This window comes from Okeania sp. SIO1H4 (assembly GCF_010672695.1).
Classification (GTDB): domain Bacteria; phylum Cyanobacteriota; class Cyanobacteriia; order Cyanobacteriales; family Microcoleaceae; genus Okeania; species Okeania hirsuta.
In genome coordinates, this window is the sequence record NZ_JAAHGB010000027.1 from 20,818 (window position 1) to 41,565 (window position 20,748).

Annotated in this window: 20 protein-coding genes and 3 pseudogenes; 13 read left to right on the forward strand and 10 right to left on the reverse strand. The window is 36.5% G+C overall.

What is annotated here, in order from left to right; all coding sequences use genetic code 11:
- Nucleotides 1–77: 77 nt before the first annotated feature.
- Complete coding sequence (locus tag F6K06_RS18210) at nucleotides 78–560, reverse strand: molybdenum cofactor biosynthesis protein MoaE (RefSeq protein ID WP_287242372.1); 483 nt, start codon at nucleotides 558–560, stop codon at nucleotides 78–80.
- A 74-nt stretch (nucleotides 561–634) separates the two neighbouring features.
- On the opposite strand from F6K06_RS18210, the gene F6K06_RS18215 reads away from it, so the two are divergent.
- A complete protein-coding gene (locus tag F6K06_RS18215) occupies nucleotides 635–814 on the forward strand; it encodes a hypothetical protein (RefSeq protein ID WP_287308925.1) in 180 nt (59 codons plus the stop codon).
- Nucleotides 815–1,165: 351 nt separating this feature from the next.
- Here F6K06_RS18215 and F6K06_RS18220 read toward each other — a convergent pair whose 3' ends face one another.
- Entirely contained in the window at nucleotides 1,166–2,161 is a 996-nt protein-coding gene (locus F6K06_RS18220) for an aspartate carbamoyltransferase catalytic subunit (RefSeq protein WP_124147429.1), read from the reverse strand.
- A 138-nt stretch (nucleotides 2,162–2,299) separates the two neighbouring features.
- On the opposite strand from F6K06_RS18220, the gene F6K06_RS18225 reads away from it, so the two are divergent.
- The 3 genes from F6K06_RS18225 (at nucleotide 2,300) to F6K06_RS18235 (ending at nucleotide 3,669) form a co-directional block, all read left to right on the forward strand.
- Nucleotides 2,300–2,449 carry a hypothetical protein gene (locus F6K06_RS18225; RefSeq protein WP_161564729.1) on the forward strand — a complete coding sequence of 50 codons (150 nt, stop codon included), beginning with the start codon at nucleotides 2,300–2,302 and terminating at the stop codon, nucleotides 2,447–2,449.
- Nucleotides 2,436–2,711 (forward strand): WD40 repeat domain-containing protein, encoded by a 276-nt coding sequence (locus F6K06_RS18230; RefSeq protein ID WP_124147430.1) that lies wholly within the window; start codon nucleotides 2,436–2,438, stop codon nucleotides 2,709–2,711. The genes F6K06_RS18225 and F6K06_RS18230 overlap by 14 nt, the downstream gene beginning before the upstream one ends.
- 214 nt (nucleotides 2,712–2,925) lie before the next feature.
- The gene (locus F6K06_RS18235; RefSeq protein WP_287242374.1) at nucleotides 2,926–3,669 is read left to right on the forward strand and encodes a sulfite exporter TauE/SafE family protein; all 744 of its coding nucleotides are present in this window, start codon (nucleotides 2,926–2,928) and stop codon (nucleotides 3,667–3,669) included.
- Between the two features lie 349 nt (nucleotides 3,670–4,018).
- On the opposite strand, the gene F6K06_RS18240 is transcribed toward F6K06_RS18235, so the two are convergent.
- Nucleotides 4,019–4,249 (reverse strand): hypothetical protein, encoded by a 231-nt coding sequence (locus tag F6K06_RS18240; protein WP_287242376.1) that lies wholly within the window; start codon nucleotides 4,247–4,249, stop codon nucleotides 4,019–4,021.
- Between the two features lie 13 nt (nucleotides 4,250–4,262).
- Here F6K06_RS18240 and F6K06_RS18245 point away from each other — a divergent pair, with 13 nt between their 5' ends.
- The gene (locus F6K06_RS18245; protein ID WP_287242378.1) at nucleotides 4,263–4,637 is read left to right on the forward strand and encodes a PEP-CTERM sorting domain-containing protein; all 375 of its coding nucleotides are present in this window, start codon (nucleotides 4,263–4,265) and stop codon (nucleotides 4,635–4,637) included.
- Between the two features lie 780 nt (nucleotides 4,638–5,417).
- Nucleotides 5,418–6,329, forward strand: a complete 912-nt coding sequence (locus tag F6K06_RS18250) for a choice-of-anchor L family PEP-CTERM protein (protein WP_287242380.1) — start codon at nucleotides 5,418–5,420, stop codon at nucleotides 6,327–6,329.
- A gap of 427 nt (nucleotides 6,330–6,756) precedes the next feature.
- Here the strand turns inward: F6K06_RS18250 and F6K06_RS18255 are convergent.
- A pseudogene (locus F6K06_RS18255) lies at nucleotides 6,757–6,970 on the reverse strand (IS701 family transposase); the annotation flags it as partial.
- 545 nt (nucleotides 6,971–7,515) lie between these two features.
- Between F6K06_RS18255 and F6K06_RS18260 the strand changes: the two are divergent.
- The 7 genes from F6K06_RS18260 to F6K06_RS18290 all read left to right on the forward strand — a co-directional run bounded on the left by F6K06_RS18260 (nucleotide 7,516) and on the right by F6K06_RS18290 (nucleotide 12,615).
- Entirely contained in the window at nucleotides 7,516–7,776 is a 261-nt protein-coding gene (locus F6K06_RS18260) for a hypothetical protein (RefSeq protein ID WP_124143905.1), read from the forward strand.
- A gap of 6 nt (nucleotides 7,777–7,782) precedes the next feature.
- A complete protein-coding gene (locus tag F6K06_RS18265) occupies nucleotides 7,783–8,610 on the forward strand; it encodes an A24 family peptidase (RefSeq protein WP_124143904.1) in 828 nt (275 codons plus the stop codon).
- A 296-nt stretch (nucleotides 8,611–8,906) separates the two neighbouring features.
- The gene (gene accD / locus F6K06_RS18270) at nucleotides 8,907–9,887 is read left to right on the forward strand and encodes an acetyl-CoA carboxylase, carboxyltransferase subunit beta (protein ID WP_124143903.1); all 981 of its coding nucleotides are present in this window, start codon (nucleotides 8,907–8,909) and stop codon (nucleotides 9,885–9,887) included.
- A 54-nt stretch (nucleotides 9,888–9,941) separates the two neighbouring features.
- The gene (locus F6K06_RS18275) at nucleotides 9,942–10,127 is read left to right on the forward strand and encodes a translation initiation factor IF-2 N-terminal domain-containing protein (protein ID WP_124143902.1); all 186 of its coding nucleotides are present in this window, start codon (nucleotides 9,942–9,944) and stop codon (nucleotides 10,125–10,127) included.
- A 131-nt stretch (nucleotides 10,128–10,258) separates the two neighbouring features.
- Nucleotides 10,259–10,750 carry a photosystem II cytochrome c-550 gene (psbV, locus tag F6K06_RS18280; protein WP_124143901.1) on the forward strand — a complete coding sequence of 164 codons (492 nt, stop codon included), beginning with the start codon at nucleotides 10,259–10,261 and terminating at the stop codon, nucleotides 10,748–10,750.
- Between the two features lie 153 nt (nucleotides 10,751–10,903).
- Nucleotides 10,904–11,407 (forward strand): photosystem II cytochrome PsbV2, encoded by a 504-nt coding sequence (gene psbV2 / locus F6K06_RS18285; protein ID WP_124143900.1) that lies wholly within the window; start codon nucleotides 10,904–10,906, stop codon nucleotides 11,405–11,407.
- Between the two features lie 509 nt (nucleotides 11,408–11,916).
- Nucleotides 11,917–12,615, forward strand: a complete 699-nt coding sequence (locus F6K06_RS18290) for a rhomboid family intramembrane serine protease (protein ID WP_124143899.1) — start codon at nucleotides 11,917–11,919, stop codon at nucleotides 12,613–12,615.
- 349 nt (nucleotides 12,616–12,964) lie between these two features.
- On the opposite strand, the pseudogene F6K06_RS18295 reads toward F6K06_RS18290, so the two are convergent.
- The 6 genes and pseudogenes from F6K06_RS18295 to crtB all read right to left on the reverse strand — a co-directional run.
- A pseudogene (locus tag F6K06_RS18295) lies at nucleotides 12,965–13,269 on the reverse strand (IS1 family transposase); the annotation flags it as partial.
- A 252-nt stretch (nucleotides 13,270–13,521) separates the two neighbouring features.
- Nucleotides 13,522–13,874: pseudogene (locus tag F6K06_RS18300) on the reverse strand (IS1 family transposase); the annotation flags it as partial.
- A gap of 482 nt (nucleotides 13,875–14,356) precedes the next feature.
- Entirely contained in the window at nucleotides 14,357–16,558 is a 2,202-nt protein-coding gene (locus F6K06_RS18305) for a tyrosine-protein kinase domain-containing protein (protein ID WP_287242389.1), read from the reverse strand.
- Nucleotides 16,559–16,686: 128 nt separating this feature from the next.
- On the reverse strand, nucleotides 16,687–18,201 hold the full coding sequence (locus tag F6K06_RS18310; protein ID WP_124144563.1) for an SLBB domain-containing protein: 1,515 nt from the start codon (nucleotides 18,199–18,201) through the stop codon (nucleotides 16,687–16,689).
- A 240-nt stretch (nucleotides 18,202–18,441) separates the two neighbouring features.
- The gene (locus tag F6K06_RS18315; protein WP_124144564.1) at nucleotides 18,442–19,164 is read right to left on the reverse strand and encodes a cyanoexosortase B system-associated protein; all 723 of its coding nucleotides are present in this window, start codon (nucleotides 19,162–19,164) and stop codon (nucleotides 18,442–18,444) included.
- Between the two features lie 370 nt (nucleotides 19,165–19,534).
- Nucleotides 19,535–20,419, reverse strand: a complete 885-nt coding sequence (crtB, locus tag F6K06_RS18320) for a cyanoexosortase B (protein WP_124144565.1) — start codon at nucleotides 20,417–20,419, stop codon at nucleotides 19,535–19,537.
- Nucleotides 20,420–20,748: the final 329 nt, after the last annotated feature.

Consider the following 20,748-nt stretch of genomic DNA (forward strand, 5'->3'; position numbering starts at 1 on the left):
TTAAATAACTTTTTCTCGACTTCCTTTTTTTTCTTTATTTAAATTGATTCTACTCCCAATTCCTGACTCTACTATCTCTATTGCTCTTCACAAGCTCCAATACTGACCCAACTACTTGACCCATCGGCCCAATGTTCTTTTTTCCATATAGGGGCTGTATGTTTCAAAGTATCAATGCCATAACGAGAAGCTTCAAAAGCTTCTGAACGGTGTGGACATCCGACAGCCACTAAAACACTTATTTCACCAATTTTTAAACGTCCCACTCGATGATGAATGACCACGGTCTCGACTTCTGGCCATTGACTACGAATTTCTGTAGAGATTTGCTCAAAAACTTTGATGGCCATAGGTTGATATGCTTGATATTCTAAGGCCACTACAGATTTGCCGTCTGTTTGATTGCGAACCATTCCGCTCATTACTACTACAGCACCATTAGCAGGATTATCCGCTAAAGTGTAGATTTCAGCAATAGATAAAGGAGCTATAGTAATAGCAAAATGATTTTGTTCTGGTTTGAGTTTGGTAGATAAAGGTACTTTTAAAATAGAATTCATAATATCAGTAATAATTTGTTTCCAATCATGTAAAAGCTATATTTATTCTAGCAAAATCTCCATGTTTTCATATCATGTCCGGTAGCATCGGTATTGTAAGCGTGAAGGTAAGGAAGAAGGAAGAAGGAAGAAGGAAGAAGGAAGAGGGAAGAGGGAAGAGGGAAGAGGGAAGAAGGCTTAAAAGCTTGAAAAAACCTAAATTTCCTGTAGATATTTACCCTTGGTTTTACACAAATGATAAAGTGCGGACATGATATCAGGGAATAATTCAGGAGTTAAAGAAAAATATTTATGATTTTTCTTCAGGAGTTATTTATTGCTTCAATTTTGTTTTTTTAGATATTTTTGCTTTCTTCAATAAAGTAATTCTATTTAAAATAATTTAAGTATAATTGTTTATATTCAGCAGTCTATATTGGTATTTATCAACTGAAGCATAATTCAAAAAATCGATAAAGTGCCTTTCTGCAAAAAGAAAATATTGCTGCTATATTATGGCATTTTTTAGAGAATGGTACACATTTATTTCTCCTCTTTGTGTTGCTTATTCCTTATTCTCTAAAATCTGTAATTTTGTACCTCACCAATATAATACTTAACTATATTCAAGATTCTGTTTTGCTTCCACCTAAAAGATATAGTAAAGCCATTCGTACAGCAATACCACTGGTGACTTGTTGAGAAATTAAACTTAACTCAGGGTCATCCATTAAGTCAGAACTAATTTCTACTCCTCGGTTAACAGGTCCAGGATGTAATAATTTGACTCCTGGTTGACAAAGTTTGAGGCGATCGCGTGTAATACCAAATAATTGATGATATTCTCGTAAACTAGGTAATAAAGATTCGCTCATCCTTTCTTTTTGGAGACGTAGGGTCATTACAAAATCAGCTTTTTCTAGAGCTGGTTTAATATCCCAATGTACAAATAATTTACTCGGTCTATTTTTGCCAAATTCGGCGAAATATTTAGGTAGTAAAGTAGGTGTTCCAGCTAAATGTACTTCGGCACCAGAAGCCGTCAAACTCCAAATGTTAGATCGTGCTACTCTAGAGTGGAGAATATCTCCCACAATAGCAATTTTTTTTCCTTCTAAAAGTTCTATTCTAGGTTGAGTTGAGTCTAACAACATACAGATAGTAAATAGGTCAAGTAAAGCTTGAGAAGGGTGTTCATGTTGACCATCTCCAGCATTCAGAATTCGCACTCCAGAACCATTGCGATCCATTTCCGAAGCGATCGCTGCGGGAACTCCAGCATCACGATGTCGAATGACCATCATATCTGTGCCCATTGCTAGATAGGTCATTGCTGTATCCAGAATAGTTTCTCCTTTGCTCAAAGAGGAAGTACCAGGGGCAAAATTTAGAGTATCCGCAGACAAACGTTTCGCAGCTAATTCAAAACTATTGCGGGTGCGTGTAGAAGGTTCAAAGAATAAATTTGCTACTACTAGACCTTGTAATGCAGGTACTTTCTTCATCCGGCGACCTAAAACTTCTTGAAAACTAGCTGCTGTTTGTAGTACAATATTATATTCATTGGGTGTAAATTCTGCTAGAGATAAAATATGACGATGAGTCCAGAGATTTGTAGACATTTTCAATTCAACTTTTGTGAGATGATTATCAGTTAATTAATTGGTTTCGATTAATATTATACGGGTTATAGAGATAGTTTTAGTAAAAAAAATCTGACAAAAAAATAGGAAAACAGTAGCTATCACCTAATTTTTTTTATGAATAATTACCAATATTATTTAGGTGGCTGTTTACCCGATGATGCTTCTAGTTATGTCAGACAAAAGGCTGATGAAGAGCTTGATCAAGGGATTAAAGCAGGTGAATTTTGTTTTGTATTGAACTCTCGACAAATTGGTTTCTGGTAGTACAGATGGGATATTGAGAATTTGGCATTTTGAAGGTACTTTGCTCAAAAGTTTGAATACTCATGAGGCTAATGTTTTAAGTGTGAGTTTTAGTCCTGATGGCAAAGTGTTAGTTTCTGCTGCTTCTGATGGCAAGATTATTTTATGGAATTTGAATCTGGATAATTTGTTGATAGAAACTTGTCAACAGGTATATGATTATTTACAAACTAATCCTAATGTGAGTGAGAGCGATCAACTTATATCATGTCCGTTTGAATAATTAGACTTTGGTGGAAGGAAGGCAGGAGGCAGGAGGCTTTAGTTATCTAGGATAGCAGGAGGCAGAAGGTTTTCTCAAGAGTGTCACCTTAATTTTATACACAAACGATGCTACCGGACATAATATTATTTGTGAAATCTAACTTGACATTAATTTTGCTGACTTCTGACTTGCGCATAGCGCTATAACTAATTATCCACACTTGATATGACAAATGAATCTCCAGACAGTGGTTTCCATATTTTTATCATTTTTCTTTGCAGCTTTTCTCAAAGGAATTACAGGATTAGGTTTTTCAACTATATGTTTGCCTACTATGGCAACCTTTCTCGATCCGAAAATAGCTATACCTTTAGTTATTGTACCTTCCCTCTCAAGTAACCTCCTAGTGATGGCACAAACTGGAAAGTTTCAAGATGCACTTAGTAATTTTTGGCCTATCTATGTCTCCACTTTCCCAGGGTTACTTCTGGGGGTATACGTTCTCAATTCTATAGAAGGTACAATTAGTCGAGCTATTCTAGGAGCTATTTTATTTTTCTATGCTCTATGGGCATTGCGCTCAAAATCTATTATCCTTTCTGAGAAAATGAGAACATGGCTGACTGTTCCTGTAGGATTGACAACAGGAGTAATAAATGGTATCACCGGTTCTCAGATTATGCCTATTTTGCCATTCTTACTCGCTTTAGACCTAAATAAAGAAACTTTTGTACAAGCGATCAATCTTTCTTTTACCCTTTCAAGTATGATTATGCTGTTTCTACTGGGCAAAATTGGATTGCTGCAGCCATCTTTGTTAGGTATTGCTGTAGTGGGTATTTTGCCAGTTGCTATAGGGATAAATCTTGGTAGTAGGTTGAGAAAAAGGTTGCCAGAAGAGAAATTTCGCACGGTGGTTTTGTTGTTTTTGTTGGTCGTTGGTTTAAGTTTGATTATTCGGTCTGTGGTTATTTAGCTATTCAGAAGATGCGTTGCATTTTATATTAGTGACGATAGAAAACATATCCTACAATTTAAAACAATTATCCCGATTTTTAAAGATTCAGTAAAGTTCCGGAAAAAGAGTTGAGATTTAGGAAAAATTGATGTTAACTACAAATACTTTAATATGAAGATTCGGTAAATTTTTGCATAATTTTTGACGGTTTTATGAAGATTCAGTAAATTTTTGAATAAACTCTTGCCATTCAAAAAAAATCTCTGCCATGATATATGTCATGGAGTTAATTACAGACTGCTAACTCACAGAAAACTGAACGAACAAATCAATTTAAGGATGGAGAATTAATTATGATGGTCAACAATCAGGCAAGCTCAAAAAAAATTTTAAACTTTTTACGGTCGTAGACCGTAAAAAGTTTAGCTGGTACTTTTGCTACTACCCTAGCAATTATTTCTTTTCCTTTAAAATCGGAAGCATTAACTTTTAATTTTGAGTTTAATGATGGTAATCCTGACAACATTGTAGGTAATGGAACATTTAGCTTTGATGGGGATATAGGCGATGGAACATTTAGTCTAAGCGATTTACCCAACTATGAATTTTCCTTGAGTTTTGGTGGAGATACCTTCACAAATACTGATATTGTTACTCCTTTAGAAGAAGTATTAGCCATTATTTCTACCAGTGAAAGTGATCGTTTTTTGAACTTCAGTAATATTAATCCTTCTGGTTCTGGAGATTTCGGTGGTTCTATAGATTTTATTAATTTCAATAACAGCAGTGAAACAGTACTTTCTTTTGAACCCCCTGGGTTTGAAGGAAATTTAGACCTTTATTTCACAGATAGTTACTTTGGCAACTATCAGGCTTCTATTAAGGTCAATGATGATACTGTCCAATCAACACCCGAACCAGCTTCAGTTTTTGGCTTGTTAGCTTTTGGTGCTATTGGTGCTGGTTCCAAGTTAAAGCGCAAGTAGAGTTATCAAGGTTATAAATATTAGGTGAGAGCGATCGCTTGTTAGTTTCAGGGGCGATCGTTTTTCATTTGGTTTCGATGGCAAGATTATTTTATGGAATTTGAATCTAGATGATTTGTTAATAGAAGCTTGTCAACAAGTATATGATTATTTGCAAACTAATCCTAATATCATAAACAGCGATCGACTTCTCTGTGATTATTGAAAAAAACTAAGTAATATGTCGTAAGTGATATGTCGTAAGTGATATGTCGTAGGTAAAAAAAATGGTCGTCTTGCATATGTTGCCTTGAATACTTATCTACTACTTTTGCAGTATGTGAAGAAGAAGTCGGGAGTTAGTAGCTAGATACAGTTCTTTATTTATAACTATTCCATCAATTTAGCTATTGGAGCGCATTCCCAATACTAATTACCGAAAAATTGTGGGTATCCGCCTCCCCTTTTAAGGGGATAATAAGCGGTCGTTAGCGCAGCTTCCCGTAGGGTGGGATGGCGAGGAGACCTCGCCATATCCAATCGACCAAGAGAAGAAAAATTTTCATGATTAGTCAATCCTCTTCTTTTCAAGGAGAGGTAATAATAAATAATTAATAATTAATTATTTATTAATTGTTGAACTGCCTTCACAGATATTACTAAATAAATATCACCACCTCTTCAAGATCCGGATCACAGTACAATCCCGAAAAATTACTGAAAATAAGAATATGTTGAGGAACAAACAAAGAACTCAACTATGTATTGTCAACATCTTACTTTTTTAGGGTCAATCTAATCATGACTATTTCACAATTCATCAAAAAACTTTCAGCAACCTTTGCTGGAACAGCTTTCGCTGCTCTCAGTGGCATCACAGCAGCTCAGGCAATTTCCATAACTCTCACCAATAACGGCAATGATTTAGTTAATGAAATCTTAGGCAGTGGGATTACCATTGCACCAGATTCTATCAACTATATAGGTACAGGAGGTGCTTCAGGAATTTTCACCAATGGATTATCATCTGGTATTGGCATCGATAGCGGTATTATTCTGACTACAGGTACAGCTACGGATGCCGAAGGTCCGAATAGTTCAGATCACCAAACTACCGATAATGGATTGCCTGGAGATTCAGATTTGGATGGGTTGATTCCTGGATTCACTACCGAGGATGCAACAATTCTGGAATTTGACTTTGAAAGTGAAGGAGGAGACCTTTACTTCAATTATGTATTTGCTTCTGAAGAATATGTAGAATGGACAAACTCTGAATTTAATGATGTCTTCGGTTTCTTCCTAAATGGAACCAATATTGCTCTAATTCCTGGTACATCTACTCCAGTTGCCATCAATACAGTTAATGGAGGAAAACCTCTAGGAACTAAAGCGAGTAACCCGGAATTTTTCAATAACAATGACCCTAGTGAGGGGGGGCCATTTTTTGATATAGAATATGATGGTTTTACTAATCTATTTACTGCCCAAGCATTAGGACTGAGTGCTGGAAGTCATCGTATTAGATTAGCGATCGCTGATGCTGGTGATGCGAAACTCGATTCTGCTGTATTTATCCAGGCAAATAGTTTTTCAGATATACCTATTGATCCTCAATCAATTGAAGATGTTCCTGAACCTTCTGTATTAATTGGATTATTAGTAGTTGGTTTTGCTGGTTCGTGGCTCAAGAAAAATATCAACAAAATTTAATATTATGTTTGTTGAATAGTTACAGCATATTCGAGATTAATGTGCTATAATTAAATCGGTAAATATTTTTTGCTTGTTCGATATCGGGCCTCCCCACCTTCCCGGCCTCCCTACTCCCTACTCCCTAAAACCATCAATACAATATATTTACTTCGTGTCTGTAAGAAACTGTTAAGTCTTAGATGGCATTTTTCTCGACATTTATGGACAACTGTTGACAAAATGTATAGGTATAACCGTCTTTTTTATATACAACTTTTAATTTGCTCACATGAACACTTTTTGCTTTCTGTCCTGGCACTGGGAAGTTAAAACTATTTGATTTTGAGAGAGGATTAACTCTACCTACTTCCTCAGTTTCAATGAAAGATACTAAATCTCCACTATTCCAACCTCAGAAATACCTGTGAGAAATGCTTAATCATGTTTCTGTAAAATTTGTCAAAGGTTTATGAGCACGGGCGTTTTCTCAGCCCTCCCATTAATTGTTGATACAGGATGAAATTATAGGCAGTAAAAACTAGAATAAAGTGACGCATTAAACTGGTTTTATTTATCACTTGATACTCTCTTAAACCTAACCAACCCTTCGCTTCTCTATAAAATTTTTCGATATAGTTTCTCTGGGAAAAAGTAGTAATATCATGTCCGGATAATTAGTGATCAAAAACTTCCTTCTTTTTTTATCCTGACTCCTGACTCGGTATTCATGACTCCTGACTCTTCCGTCGTTATTTATAAATATTCAACCGGCCATCATATAACTATCCATTCTCCTGTCACACTTTTATATGGTTTATTTGTAATTAAATAATCAATTTCAGTTGCCGATTTTACAGAACTACTATTCATCTTGGATAAATACGATACTTATATCTGAGCTTTCATAATTTAACTCGTGCACTAACGAAATGATACCATATTTATCAAACCAAAAGTAAATGAAAAGTCGCCCTCAAAGGACGAGACTTCAGAACCAGTTTTTCGGTGAAATAATCGTTCAAGATTAGTGTCAATAAAAATTTTCAGTTTGTATAATCTCAATCCATGACTGTAATGAAGTGTGTCCTATATTCTGTTTGCGTAGCATTTCCGAAAGAAAAAGGACCTCAGAATTACACACTCGATGGATGACTTGTGAAACAGTATCAGTCCTACTGACTACTTCTTCAAATCAGGGTTCCTCGTGGTAAAAGCTACACAAAAAAGACCAGTAAAATACTTAGATCCAACTATTGCTTTATTACTTCCCCCGTCCCTACAGAAATTGGCTAAACTACTCTATCGCACTTATCTGGAAACTCATCCTGATCTGCTAAGACATCCCTTTGGTGTAGCCATTAGTCCTGTAAGTTACAGAGCTAGTCTAATATTCTCCCATCAGCCAATTTTATTACCAGGTGAATTTTTCGTCCCTGTAGAACTAATTGAATCAAAAATTTATTAACCGAATATGGACTTACTGAGAATATGGCCTCTTACCCTAATTGTATTTGCCCTTGGTGCATCCATTGGCAGCTTTCTCAACGTCGTCATTTATCGCATACCTTCTAAATTATCTATACTCTTGCCTCCCTCTCACTGCCCCCGTTGTCAAAGTAAATTAAAACCCTGGGAAAATATCCCAATATTTGCTTGGTTATGGTTATGTGGACGTTGTGGCCACTGTGACAGTCCAATTTCTATCCGCTATCCCTTAGTAGAAGTCATTACAAGTTTCTTATTTTTGCTCGTTTTCTGGAAATTTGGAACTACAATTCCCACCTTAGGTTATTGGACTTTTTTTAGTTGGCTACTAGCTCTATCTATGATTGACCTAGACACCATGACTTTACCCAATCCTCTCACACAATCTGGATTAGTCTTAGGTTTAGGCTTCCAGTTGCTGACCATATTAGAGACAAATATTCAAGAAAATAATCTAATCAATTTTTTAATGGTTGGTATTATCGGCGCAGTCCTGGGTTTATGGTTGTTTGACTTAATCTCTATATTCGGTTCAATAGCTTTCGGGCAAACAGTTATGGGTGGAGGAGATGCCAAATTAGCAGCCATGATCGGAGCTTGGTTAGGTTGGAAATATCTACTATTAACTTGTTTTCTCGCCTGTACTATGGGAGCATTTGTAGGTGGAGGAGCGATCGCTTTAGGTTGGCTAGACCGAAAACAACCAATGCCATTCGGGCCTTTTTTAGCAATGGGAGCAGGTTTGACTGTTATGTGGGGTGATGGTATATTATCAACCTACTTCAATCTATTTTTCCCTGGATTCTCATCCTAATTTTTCTGGATGAAGTCAATTACTCTTAGATAGAGTGTATTACTCAGGAGATGTAAAGTATAGATATTTAGGGCTAAAACTTTTCTAAGCAGACAAAAATTAAGTAGAATAACCAGAATTTAAAGCCAAACTTTTTAAACTATGACAGAATTTTTTTGAATTAAAACGACCTTAGTTTATTTTGTATTAGCTGATAGTCATAGCTCTATATTGTATACTTATTAACCTGAATAGGTGAAAAACACAACGCTTTAGCAAAAATTTAATCACTTAATAATTAACTCTAATTTATTTTAATGTCTCTATTTGATTGGTTTGCAAATCGTCAAAAATCAGCCCAGAACTCTCAACAGAGACCTGAACGAGAAATTGCTGATGGACTTTGGATCAAATGTGAAGCTTGTGGTGCTTTAACTTACACAAAAGACCTCCAAGCTAATCAAATGGTTTGTCTCGAATGTGGATACCACATGAAAATATCCGGCAATGAGCGGATTCAGCATTTGATAGATAGTAACACATGGATGGCAATTAACGAAAAAATTAGAGGGACAGACCCTTTAAAATTTCGCGATCGCAAAGCATACAGCGATCGCCTCCAAGGATATCAAAGAAAAACAGGACTTTTAGATGCTGTACAAACAGGTATCGGCAACATCGAAGCTGAACCCGTAGCTTTGGGAGTGATGGACTTCCAATTTATGGGAGGAAGTATGGGGTCAGTTGTTGGAGAAAAACTGACTAGGTTAATTGAACAGGCGACTAAAGAGCGTTTACCCGTAGTAATTATTTGTGCTTCCGGTGGGGCCAGAATGCAAGAGGGAATGTTGAGCCTGATGCAAATGGCCAAAATATCTGGTGCCTTAGAATGTCATCGAGAAGAGAAACTGCTATATATTCCAGTTTTAACCCATCCAACTACAGGTGGCGTTACTGCAAGTTTTGCCATGCTTGGAGATATTATTATCGCTGAACCAAAGGCAACAATAGGTTTTGCGGGACGACGAGTTATTGAACAAACTGTCCGTGAAAAGCTACCTGAAAACTTTCAAACCTCTGAATATCTATTGGCACATGGTTTTATAGACATAATAGTACCTCGTACTCAGTTAAAGAAAACTCTGGCTCAGTTAATTCGCCTTCATAAAATTCATCCTGCTGCTCCTACTTCTACTAAGTCATTAGAAGCAGGGCCATACTGCCATTTACCCTTTCAGGCAGAACAACATAATTCCATTACAAATGACAATAAAATTCAAACTATGCCTCAGAATTAGATTTTGAGTGCTTCAAGGGATTTTTTTTAATTATTTATGAATTGAAGAAATGTTATGGGTTTCGCAGATATATCAATCCAGGAAATAGCAGAAGATTTTAATGTCCATGTAGACGAGGTACTTCGTCTTTGTGACCAAATGGGAATTTCTTATAAACACTCTCAGACCCGTTTGGCCTTAGAGGATGCTAAAGCAATCATGTCTCATTTATTAGCCCAAGAACAAAAATCTAATTCTTGATCGGAGTTGATAAATACTTGACGAATTGACACATGACCACTGATAAATAAAAATTAGATCAAAGTTCAGTAAATCTGAAGTAATAAATGTATCTGTGTTAGTTGATTAACTTGCCAGTTTTAAGGAGAAGAATGTTGAAAAAATTTTTCATAGCTGTAGTTGCCATTGTATTTCTGACGTTTCAAACGTTCGTTAACATAGCCACAGCCGCCGAATTAACAGATAACGACCGGACTCTACCTCTGAATGATGAAGGTGAAAAAGTTGTACTGAGTATTAAGGAATACATCAGAGGCAAGCGCGAATTTAATAATGTTTGCTCCCAGTGCCATGTCGGAGGGATAACCAAAACTAATCCTGATATTGGCCTTGGTCCAGAAGCTTTAGCTTTGGCCTATCCGCCACGAGATAACATAGAAGGTCTCATAGACTACATGATAAATCCTACTACCTATGATGGGGAGGTTGAGATATTTGAGTTTCACCCCAGCATAAAGAGTGCCGATATTTATCCAGAAATGAGAAATCTCACAGAGGATGATTTATATGCGATCGCTGGTTATATTCTCGTACAGCCTAAAGTTTTAGGCAAACAATGGGGCGGCGGCAAAATCTTCCGTTAAAATTCCTTTTTCTTTGAAATATTGACTAATGATTTTAGATTATTGGTTTTTTGATGGGAGACAAAAAAATTGTTTTTTTCTTCATTAAACCCTAATCTAAAATCGATTATTTTTTATTCTAGATTTGTACTTAATTAAAGTTAGAAAAATAGTATGTTAAATAAATCATTACTGATTCGTTTTCTGCTAGCTATATTAATTATTATTCAAGTAATAATTGTTGATACTCAATCAGCCGAAGCTGCTGTAGATTCCTATGTAAAAAGATATTTAGACGCTAAACAACCAGTAGAAATTAAACTGAATGAACAAGGAGAAACAAAGAAATTTTCTGCTGAAGATTTATCCACAGGCAAACAGATTTTTGCCAAAAATTGCCTTAACTGTCATGTAGGAGGAGCAAATTTAGTCAACCCTCCAATATCTCTATCCCTCAAAAACTTAGAAGGAGCAACACCACCACGAGATAATATTAATAATTTAGTTGCTTTCTTCAGAGACCCTATGATATATGACGGTAGTGATTATACTTATTTTTGTCGTCAAGTTACCGAAAACTGGATGTCCCAAGCTGAAGTAGAACAGATGGGCGCATTTATTTTGAGAGCTGCACAAAAAGCTCCTGCTTGGGGAGCACAAGGGGTTGAACAAAATTGACATCGTTCTAGAAAACTTCAGACTAATATCCTTACTGACAAATTAAAAAACACCCTCCTTAAATCACTATAGCGCTTCGCCCTCGTTTATTTACAACTTATAGCCTAGGATGTAGATTGTAAGACTCAACAATTGATAGTTGAGAAGAAAAAGTGGTGTATTAATTTCAATTCAAATATAAATCTCCAGAAAAGGGGGTAGAGAGTAGGGAGTAAGGGGAAATAATTGATAATTTATGTGGGATAATTGATTTTATTTTTTATTATTGGAGATGTCTAATAATTGTAAATACTTTTAACTTCTATCTAAAAAGTTTCAAGAAAATTAAAATATACAGGACTTGCGCAAAATATCAAATCATACACCATCTGTAGATGGGAACGGCCGTTCACCCCTATCAGATACAGTAGCTCTAGGTAAGTCCTGATATATAGAAGTAGGAAAGAAGAACATAGTGGTATAGACACGACTATTATTAGTTAACAAGTTGCAAAACAGGAAAGATAACTGTGGTTCCACTAAACGACGAAAACCCTACTAGCAAAACAGCCTTTGTAGTATACGGCTTAATTGTAGCTAATGTCCTATTATTTTTGTACGAGATTAGTTTGTCAGATATTCAACTTAGGCAGTTTTTTTATTCTTGGGCTGTAGTTCCTTGTCAACTCAGCAATACTTGTTCAGTTCCACTGCCAACTTCCCAATTTCCTGAGTGGGTAACTTTATTCAGTTCTCAGTTTCTACATGGAGGATGGTTGCATTTGGGTGGAAATATGCTATTCCTCTGGATTTTTGGCAATAATGTAGAAGACTGTTTAGGTCATGTGAAATTTTTAATTTTTTATCTCGCTTGTGGTGTACTAGCATCTTTATCCCAGTGGTTTTTCTCATCCGGTTCAGCTATTCCCACCTTGGGTGCAAGTGGAGCGATCGCTGGTGTTATGGGAGCATATATTCTCAGATTTCCCAAAGCTAAGGTTCTCACATTATTACCCATAGGATTTTTTATTACCACCGTTCGTATTCCAGCATTTTTTTTCCTAGGTTTTTGGTTTTTGCAGCAAGCATTTTATGGTGTTGCTAGTCTTAATGCACCAGCCAATATTGGCATGGAAGCAGGTGGTATAGCTTATTGGGCTCATGCTGGAGGCTTTGTCTTTGGAGCTATTCTAGGTCCTTTATTAGGATTATTTTCCTCGCCAGAATAAATACTTAAAGCTTCATAGGGCTTTGTTGCACAAAGAAAGGAAATAGGGTAAAAATAACAGTGCGTGGCACAAAAAACCTACATCAACGTAGACATGAGTAATTCCAAGTCCAAGTTTCAGTCTAAAGTACCTCCTCAGCAACTGGTATGAATATGATGTGTACTTAAAACAGAGGGGGAGTTTGACATTTTGGTTATCTCCAGAGGTAATAGGGCAATGGTTGAATCAAAGGAAGACTGGGCTTAGAGGAGCATCTAAATGTATATAGTTATACAGTAATGAATGTGGCAATTGAATTAATGGTGACACTACAATCTATTTATAGGGCGTTGTCAGATTAAAGGATGAATTATAGGGACAGGGTGGGAACAGGGATTTCTTTCAACTTAAGGTAATGAATCAGTAGTCAATTGAGTGCTTTAACATTTCAACAGACTTGGAATAGCACAAGGTTTTGCCATCTAACATAGCTCAGTCATGACGTAAAGGTGTATTTTCTCCCTCTACACCAGTCATGTAAGTCTTGCTGACAATCTGATCTCCTGCTGGAATACATTTGCGATAAACTGGATTACCATCCCTCACCCAAAAGTAACATTGCCACCAGGAAATAGTCTGCCATAGTACCATAAATGTTTCTGCACTATGGTTACCTAGGGCTTGCTGATTAAATATCAAAGCATTGACTGATATTGGTTTGCTGCCTTTTTTTGTCTTTAACAAAGTGCAAGCTTTTCGGTCTAGGGAGCTCATGCATGCTAGTATTTTGGGATGATTATGGCAGAAAAATAAAGGGACAATTTTTACTACTACCTCCTCGCTCATCCCCATTTCTCCTGTCTCCTGTCTCCTGTCTCCTGTCTCCTACCCCCACCAACAGACTTTATGAGCGCAAACCCTACCTACTACCCAACCTAAAATCCCGGTGGGAAAATGCTCTACAGCAGCTCCTCTGCCAGATTTGATTTTTTTTTCCAACAAAGGTTTCCAGTTGCTCCAATTCTCCTACCTCTGGGATAGTTTCTGCGCTCGTAAGCATCTGGTAGAAGTGTTCCCACGAGTTTAACCCCGTCCATAATCGTTGTGCGTGAAACTCCTGTAATTCTCTCTATGGCACGAAAACCCATTCCATTAACATACATTTTCCAGCAGTTGCGCTTGAGATCATCACTGTATCCTCTATGTTGATATTCTGTGAGCAACTGACGGCCACACTTGACACAGATATAATTTTGCTTACATGCTCTATGACCATCTATGACATCTCTCCTTGAACTCTAGACGCTGGTCATTCTCTCAATCATCTTCTTTTCTGACAACGCCATTTATAGTATGCCAGGACGACAAACAGAGGGCTTTTTGGAATCTATATTTACCTTGATGGAACTAGATTTATATCATATCCGGTAGCATCGGTATTGTAAGCGTGAAGGTAAGGAAGAAGGAAGAAGGAGGAAGGTTTTAGTTATCTAGGAGAGAGGGAAGAAGGCTTAAAAGCTTGAAAAAACGTAAATTTCCTGTAGATATTAACCCTTGGTTTTACACAAATGATAAAGTGCGGACATGATTTTATTAGTAAAATGTGTCATGCTTAACCGTATGATTTAAAAAGGTAAGTCTAAGAGCTACAAAGTTGAAATCTAGTTAACTTCAACAACAGCGTTGGCTTGCGATCGCCAATTTCATGGAACAAAGCCGCTTCATAGCGAAAGAAGCGCAGGAAAGAGAGTAAATAAAGTCGTTATCGATCGCGAACCTGTGTCAATGTTCCCACTCCAGTGTTCAGACTAGATATTCTCCGTGAGTCAGCGAGCTGTGGTTCGGGTATATCCAAATCATCAAATTGTTCCAATGGATATTCCATTGGAATATCAGCAGCGTTGACCACAACCCCCAAAAGCTTAGGAATATATTTATCAGATTCTTCTTCATCATCACCTGTTAACTGTTCTATGACCTCTGTTAGTACACCTGACATAGTGAAATTTGGCCTAGTTACAATAATCATGCCATCAGTATAAGGTTCTAAGATCAAAGCATCATTGTTTTTACTTATGCAAGGAGAGTCAAGGATAACAAAATCAAAACGATGTCGCGAATCTGAAAGTAACCTTTTCATCTCACTTGATTCAATAATACCTCCTGCTTGTTTCACAGGACCGGGACTAGGGATGATATAGAAATTTTCTACCTCTGGAACTTGTTTGATACAATTACTGATATCACTGTAATAACGAAGCGGTTCAAAAGTTCTTTGTGGTTCGGGAACAATTTTAAGAGATTGAACTTTTGAAGGAGTTCTTAAGTCTGTCTCAATTAAAAGTGTCCGCCGACCTGCTCGTGCAGCAGCGATCGCTAAATTATAAGCACAAAATGTTTTACCCTCCCCTTTTTCTCCACTGCTCAACAGCACAACTTTCACAGGTTTAGTTCCTTGACGTTGTAATTTTGTCCGTAACTTTTCATAAGATTCAAGATAAGGAGAATTATGCTCAACTAATAAAGGCATTTCCTCTGCATCCATATGGTCAAAAAATATTACATCTGGCAACAAACCCAACAATGGTACATCTTTTTCTTTCAATGCTGTTTGAATTTCTTCCCAAGAATAGAACTTGCCAGAAAGCATTCCCAAAACAAAAATTAAGCCTCCACCAACAACTATGCCTGCTAGTCCCCCTATTGCCAACATCAAAGGCATACTTTTTTCTCCTCCTGGTTCACCCTCCTTGAAAACAGCAGCTTTCTCAGCAATAGCTAGACTGCTAATTATCTCTGCCTCAGCGGCTTCAGCATCTTCTAAAGTTGCTCGCATCTTATCCAAACGAGACTTTTTGATGGCAACTTCTTCTTGCAACTGAGTTAATTTTAATTGCTTATTCGGAATAGTCGCATACTCAGCTAGCAATTCTTGCTCAGTTTGAATTGTTGTTTCTAGTTGTCTTTGTAGTTGCTCCTGCTGAGTTTTCAGAGCTATTAAGGCTTCTGCTAACTGTTGTCTTGTGGGGTCTAAAGAAGCATCTACTCGAATTTGCTCTACCTTTCTCAATGGTGCTGCTATGCCATTACCCCCTAAAACTTCTGCTGCACGTTGCTGTAGTTGTTGTTCTGCAACTTGTTTTTGCCTACGCAACTCAACTACAGGTGGATATTCTTCTGTAAAATCTAATAATAACTTATCTAACTGATTTTCTACTTGATACAACTGCACTCGGAGATTTGCTATAATTGGATCAGCAGCGAGTGCCCGTGCTACATAAGCTTGATCTGCAGTTAACCCTAACTGCTCTTCTAAACTCTTAATCTGAGCTTCTACCCCATCTAACTCAAGTTTAATCTGAGTTTGTTGTTGTCGGCTACCTGCGATCGCCCCTGGTAAAGCTACTGCCCTTGCTGTAATCAGTAATGCTTCCTCTTCTCTCTCAAATTTCTGTTGCTGTTGTTGAGCTTTTCTCAATTCTTCAACTGCTGCGGGTAAACGTTTTCTGACTTCATCAATAATTGCTCTTTGAGATGTAGTATTAATTTTTCGGCTTTGCTCCACTATTTGTTCCATAAGAGCATCTACTATTTCTACAGCTTTTTCTTTATCTGTATCTTCATAAGATAAATAGAAGATCTCTTCTTGTAAAACAAATGTTGCTCCTTTGAGTTTCCTTGGATCTACCAATACTTTTTCTGCTACTGCCTGTCTAACTTCATCATTCAGTAGTATTTCTGGAGTAACTGCTTGAGCGTTTTGTTGGATTTGAGCAGCAGTCTCAGAAAATAGTAAAACAGGACTAATTTTCCTCAATGTACCTAGAATTGTACTTTTTGTTTCTGGATTTGGCTGCAAAGCAATTATTCCTGAAACACCTACTGCTACAGTGAAAGTTGCTACTCCTACCCACTTGTATAGTCCTAAAGCCATCAAATAGCGTTTAATAATTGGTATAGCCATAATCTAGTATTTATTAATATATTTAGAAATGATTTTTTTAGTCTTGGTTCTGTTTAACATTTTATTCGATATTAGCTAGTTATTCTATTGTTTTCCTCTGCCTAATTCTCATCAATTATTGATTATGATTAATTATTATTCCTGTTTCTATTCCCATTATTACCATTACCTCCACCGAAGAACACATTAGAAGTATCTTGTTCCAAAGCCCGGAAAAACAGGAGAAATTCCAGGGAACTTCTGATCGGAAGTGTATACTTCTCAAATAAATTGGTAATATTACCTATCCATGTTCTATCAATAACAATTATATCCTCATTCTGAAGTAAAATATTTTGAGAACTATCGCCAAATATTGCTTCTTTACCATTAAGTTCACGTCTAACTATTTTTCTTGTTTCCCGATCAAATCGAATCAAATTAATTTCTTCCAAATTGGCTGAATCTAATTCTATACCATTGAGAATATCTATTAATCTACTACCGTTCGGAAGATTAGTAGTAGCAAGGGCATCGTTAGGATTACTAAAAATACGAATAGTAATCTGCTGTTGGCTCAAAGTCGATTTCCCCACTAGATCGCGATCATAACCAAAATCCGAGCCTGGTTTTAATGTAGGTACAATTACAGCATCCCCATCCTTGAGAAGAATATTAGGCAACTCCGTAGAATTTTGCAAGGGAGTATATAAGTCTATTGTTTCTTCAACGACACTACCATCACTTAATTTCCTACGTACTAAAATGCTTCGTAGATCAGCAGTTAGAGATGCACCACCAGCAGCGAGTAAAGCAGAAGATACTTGATTTGCCTGATAATAACCAGGTCTTTCTACTTCCCCATTCACAGTCACAATACCAGTAGCTAATGGACCTGCTTGGCTATAGTTAGTTAGTAATTCTCGATCGCTATCTTGGGCTGTAATAGAAGTCTGATAAGGTACAATCACTACATCTCCATCTTCTAGACGCAGATCGGGAGGTGAACCACCCATCTGTAATGGGGTTAAAATATCAACTCCCTGAGCAACTACAGATCCATCAGCTAAAGTTCTACGCACTTCTACATTTCGCAGGTCTGCCGTAAAAGTGGTACCACCTGCTGCATTTAAAGCATCTGAAATTTGATAATTTCCTCCTACTGGATAATAGCCTGGTCTAGTGATTTCTCCGGCGATCGTGACTCGGACAGGACGTTGAACAACTAAGGATATGGATACTTCTGGATTAATAATAAATTGATTTAATTCAGAGGTGATTTTTGCTATTGCTTCTAATATTGTCAAATCTTGCAACAGCACTGTTCCTACTAAAGGTATTTGAATAGTACCTTCCGGACCAATAGTTGTCGCTACATTCAGGTCTGGAAATCTCTGAACTTGAATCGACAGTTGGTCTCCTGGTCCCAGTAAGTAACGTTTTAATCGTAAATCTGGGTCTGAGTCAAAATTCGGATTTAAGGGGGGGGAACCTATGGATGGTGCTTTAAGCTGTGAAATATTTTGCTGAGAGTTATTTGGTAATTGGATTTGTCCATAAGCTCTTTTGGGAAAAACTAGAGTTGCTAAGGAAATAGTTACTGCACTAGAGTAGAAACTGCCTAAAAATAAAGAAATTAACTTTTGATAATGGCGGTTAATCATAGGGTTTAAAGTAGCTTAATCTGATTAAGTTTTCCTAGTCGGGTGGTTAAATTTTTGGCGTTGGTAAATCAAGAGATGAAACTTTAAGAGTAGTCTGTTTCTGATACCTCTAAAATATTTTACCAAATTAAGTGATGGGTATCACCCCTAGTAGAAAATTATCTTACCAATTATCAACGCCAAATTTTTGGCTATATTACTATCTGATGAAATCTCGATCACTAACTATCTATTGGCAGATTATTTGAATGCTTCTTTTGTTAATAATGATGCTTGAATTTTTTGTCCAATAGATGTTAGTTGTGGCAAATAGGGGTCAATATCTCCTAAAGGTTCAATTGGAAATAAAATATTTACTGCTACCCAAGGCACGCGATTCCGAGATACCATAGCTAGTCTATCGGTCCAAAACCAATCACCAGGTTTTGGACTACCACCTCCAGGCCAGGCGTACCATTGCATAACTGCATAGGTTTGTTTATTTGTCCAACTCCTAAAAAATCTAGCTTCTATATCTGATTTATTTTGTTTTCCTGAGTCTGTAATGCTATCTCCATCAGGTGTCTGTGAGGTAAAACTAACTCGCTTGTACGAATCAGTCTTCCAACGATAATACCCATTTATATCCATCCATTCTACTTGAGGCTGGTCTTTTTGTCCATTTTGAGTTAAAAGTAACAAAGTGACAGATTTATTTTCATAGTCAATTTTTTGAAGCAACCACTTATGATCGGCAATTGTTATTTCTTGATGAGATGTTGTTGTCAAATCAGGAATAGTTAATCCATCTTTTCTTATTTGTTTTAAGCTTTTAAGATTAGTAATTTTAGCGGTATTTTCCCATGACCATTTTCCTGCTACATAACCTGGTAAAGTACCTACTACTAAAATGATTAAAAGAAATACCAGTAATACTATTTGTGGAAATTGATACTTTTGGAGATTTTTTAAACTATAAACCATATTGAAGAAGGAAGAAGTTGAGAAGGAAAAAGAAGGAAGTAAATGGGGATAGTCTTTAACAACGGACTTCCTGTCTACAAACCCTAACCAATTGTAGACAGTAAAGGTGAATGTAGGCTATTAAACCCATAAAGAAAAATATTGAAGAAGTTGATAAGGAAGAAGTTGAGAAGGAAGAAGAAGGAAGTAAATGGGGATAGTCTTTAACAACGGACTTCCTGTCTACAAACCCTAACCAATTGTAGACAGTAAAGGTGACTGTAGGCTATTAAACCCATAAAGAAAAATATAAAATCAAAGAAAATTTTATTGATTTTTTGACATTTATTTTAGTTAAGATAAATCTCAAAGCTAGACTCGATCAATAACTTTATTGATTTGCAGGTTCAACTGATGTTGTCAAATGACTGTCTATCCAATTCATCATCAAAACTAATAAACCCAACATACAAGCAGAATACATATCTCCACCCCATCCATCATGCAGCCAATGAAAAGCTTCATCTTGACCTGTACCATGAAAAATTGTTAGTATAGTGTTTCTGATAATATTTGCACTGACGCTAACCACTGTTGCACTAGAAAGTAAAAAAATTGTTTTAACACGACTAGCTATAGCACCAGTCCAGTAAAGTAGCATTAGTGAAACATAGAGACTGGTGAATAACATTTTTAAACCTGCACAATGAGGTGCAACTTCGACAATTCTTCCCCCTACATATAGATATATTTGTTCTACAGTAACATCCATATTTAATTGTGTTAAAATGAAGCCAGCTACTGCAGCAATAAATTTTTGTAGAGGCAAGGCATAAGGTTCTATTAGATAAGGAATATGGTTAGGACTAGCAAGCAAAACGAAAATTAGCGGCATAACCATTAATTTTAATCCAGGAATTCCTTTAAACCAAAGACAAATTCCTGCTAGTATTAATGGAAAAGATAAGTTAATCAGGTCTGGGATACCACTTACATACCAAGCTCCTGCAAGTCCTAATAATATGCCTCCCAATGGGTGAAAAATATTGGGTAATTCTTGCCATTTATGACGATTATTCCAAACAATATAACCAGCAAAAGGTAGACCTATTATTCCATGACTAAAGTATTCATGTTCTATACTTATACTTTTATTTAGCCAGCCATCATACCAATAGATGATTAGAGGAATATACATTAGAAATACTAAGGCAGCGATCGCTATTGTGAGTATGTTCTGTTCAATAGCAATGGGAAATTTTTGGCGAGTTTGCATATTTTTTAGTGTTATTGATATTAATTCAAAATATTAAAGTTTTAGACAGATATGAATCTTTGAAAGAAAACTTCACAAGTTTAACTAGCTTTCAGCTATTAGGTCGGGTTTAAATCACCTTTTTAATTACATTTCTCTCGATTTCAGTATAAATCACTCGCTGTTTGCGTTAGTGCTGCTCCTGCGGAGCATTCCGTCAGGAAATACTTTTTAAATTTAATTTTTGGATAATTAATATTTGGAGATAGCAAAAAAAAGATGCTTCTCATCTTATTATTTATTCTACTTTTTCCTCAATTTTATAGCTAAAATTAATTGTTTTTAGGTGA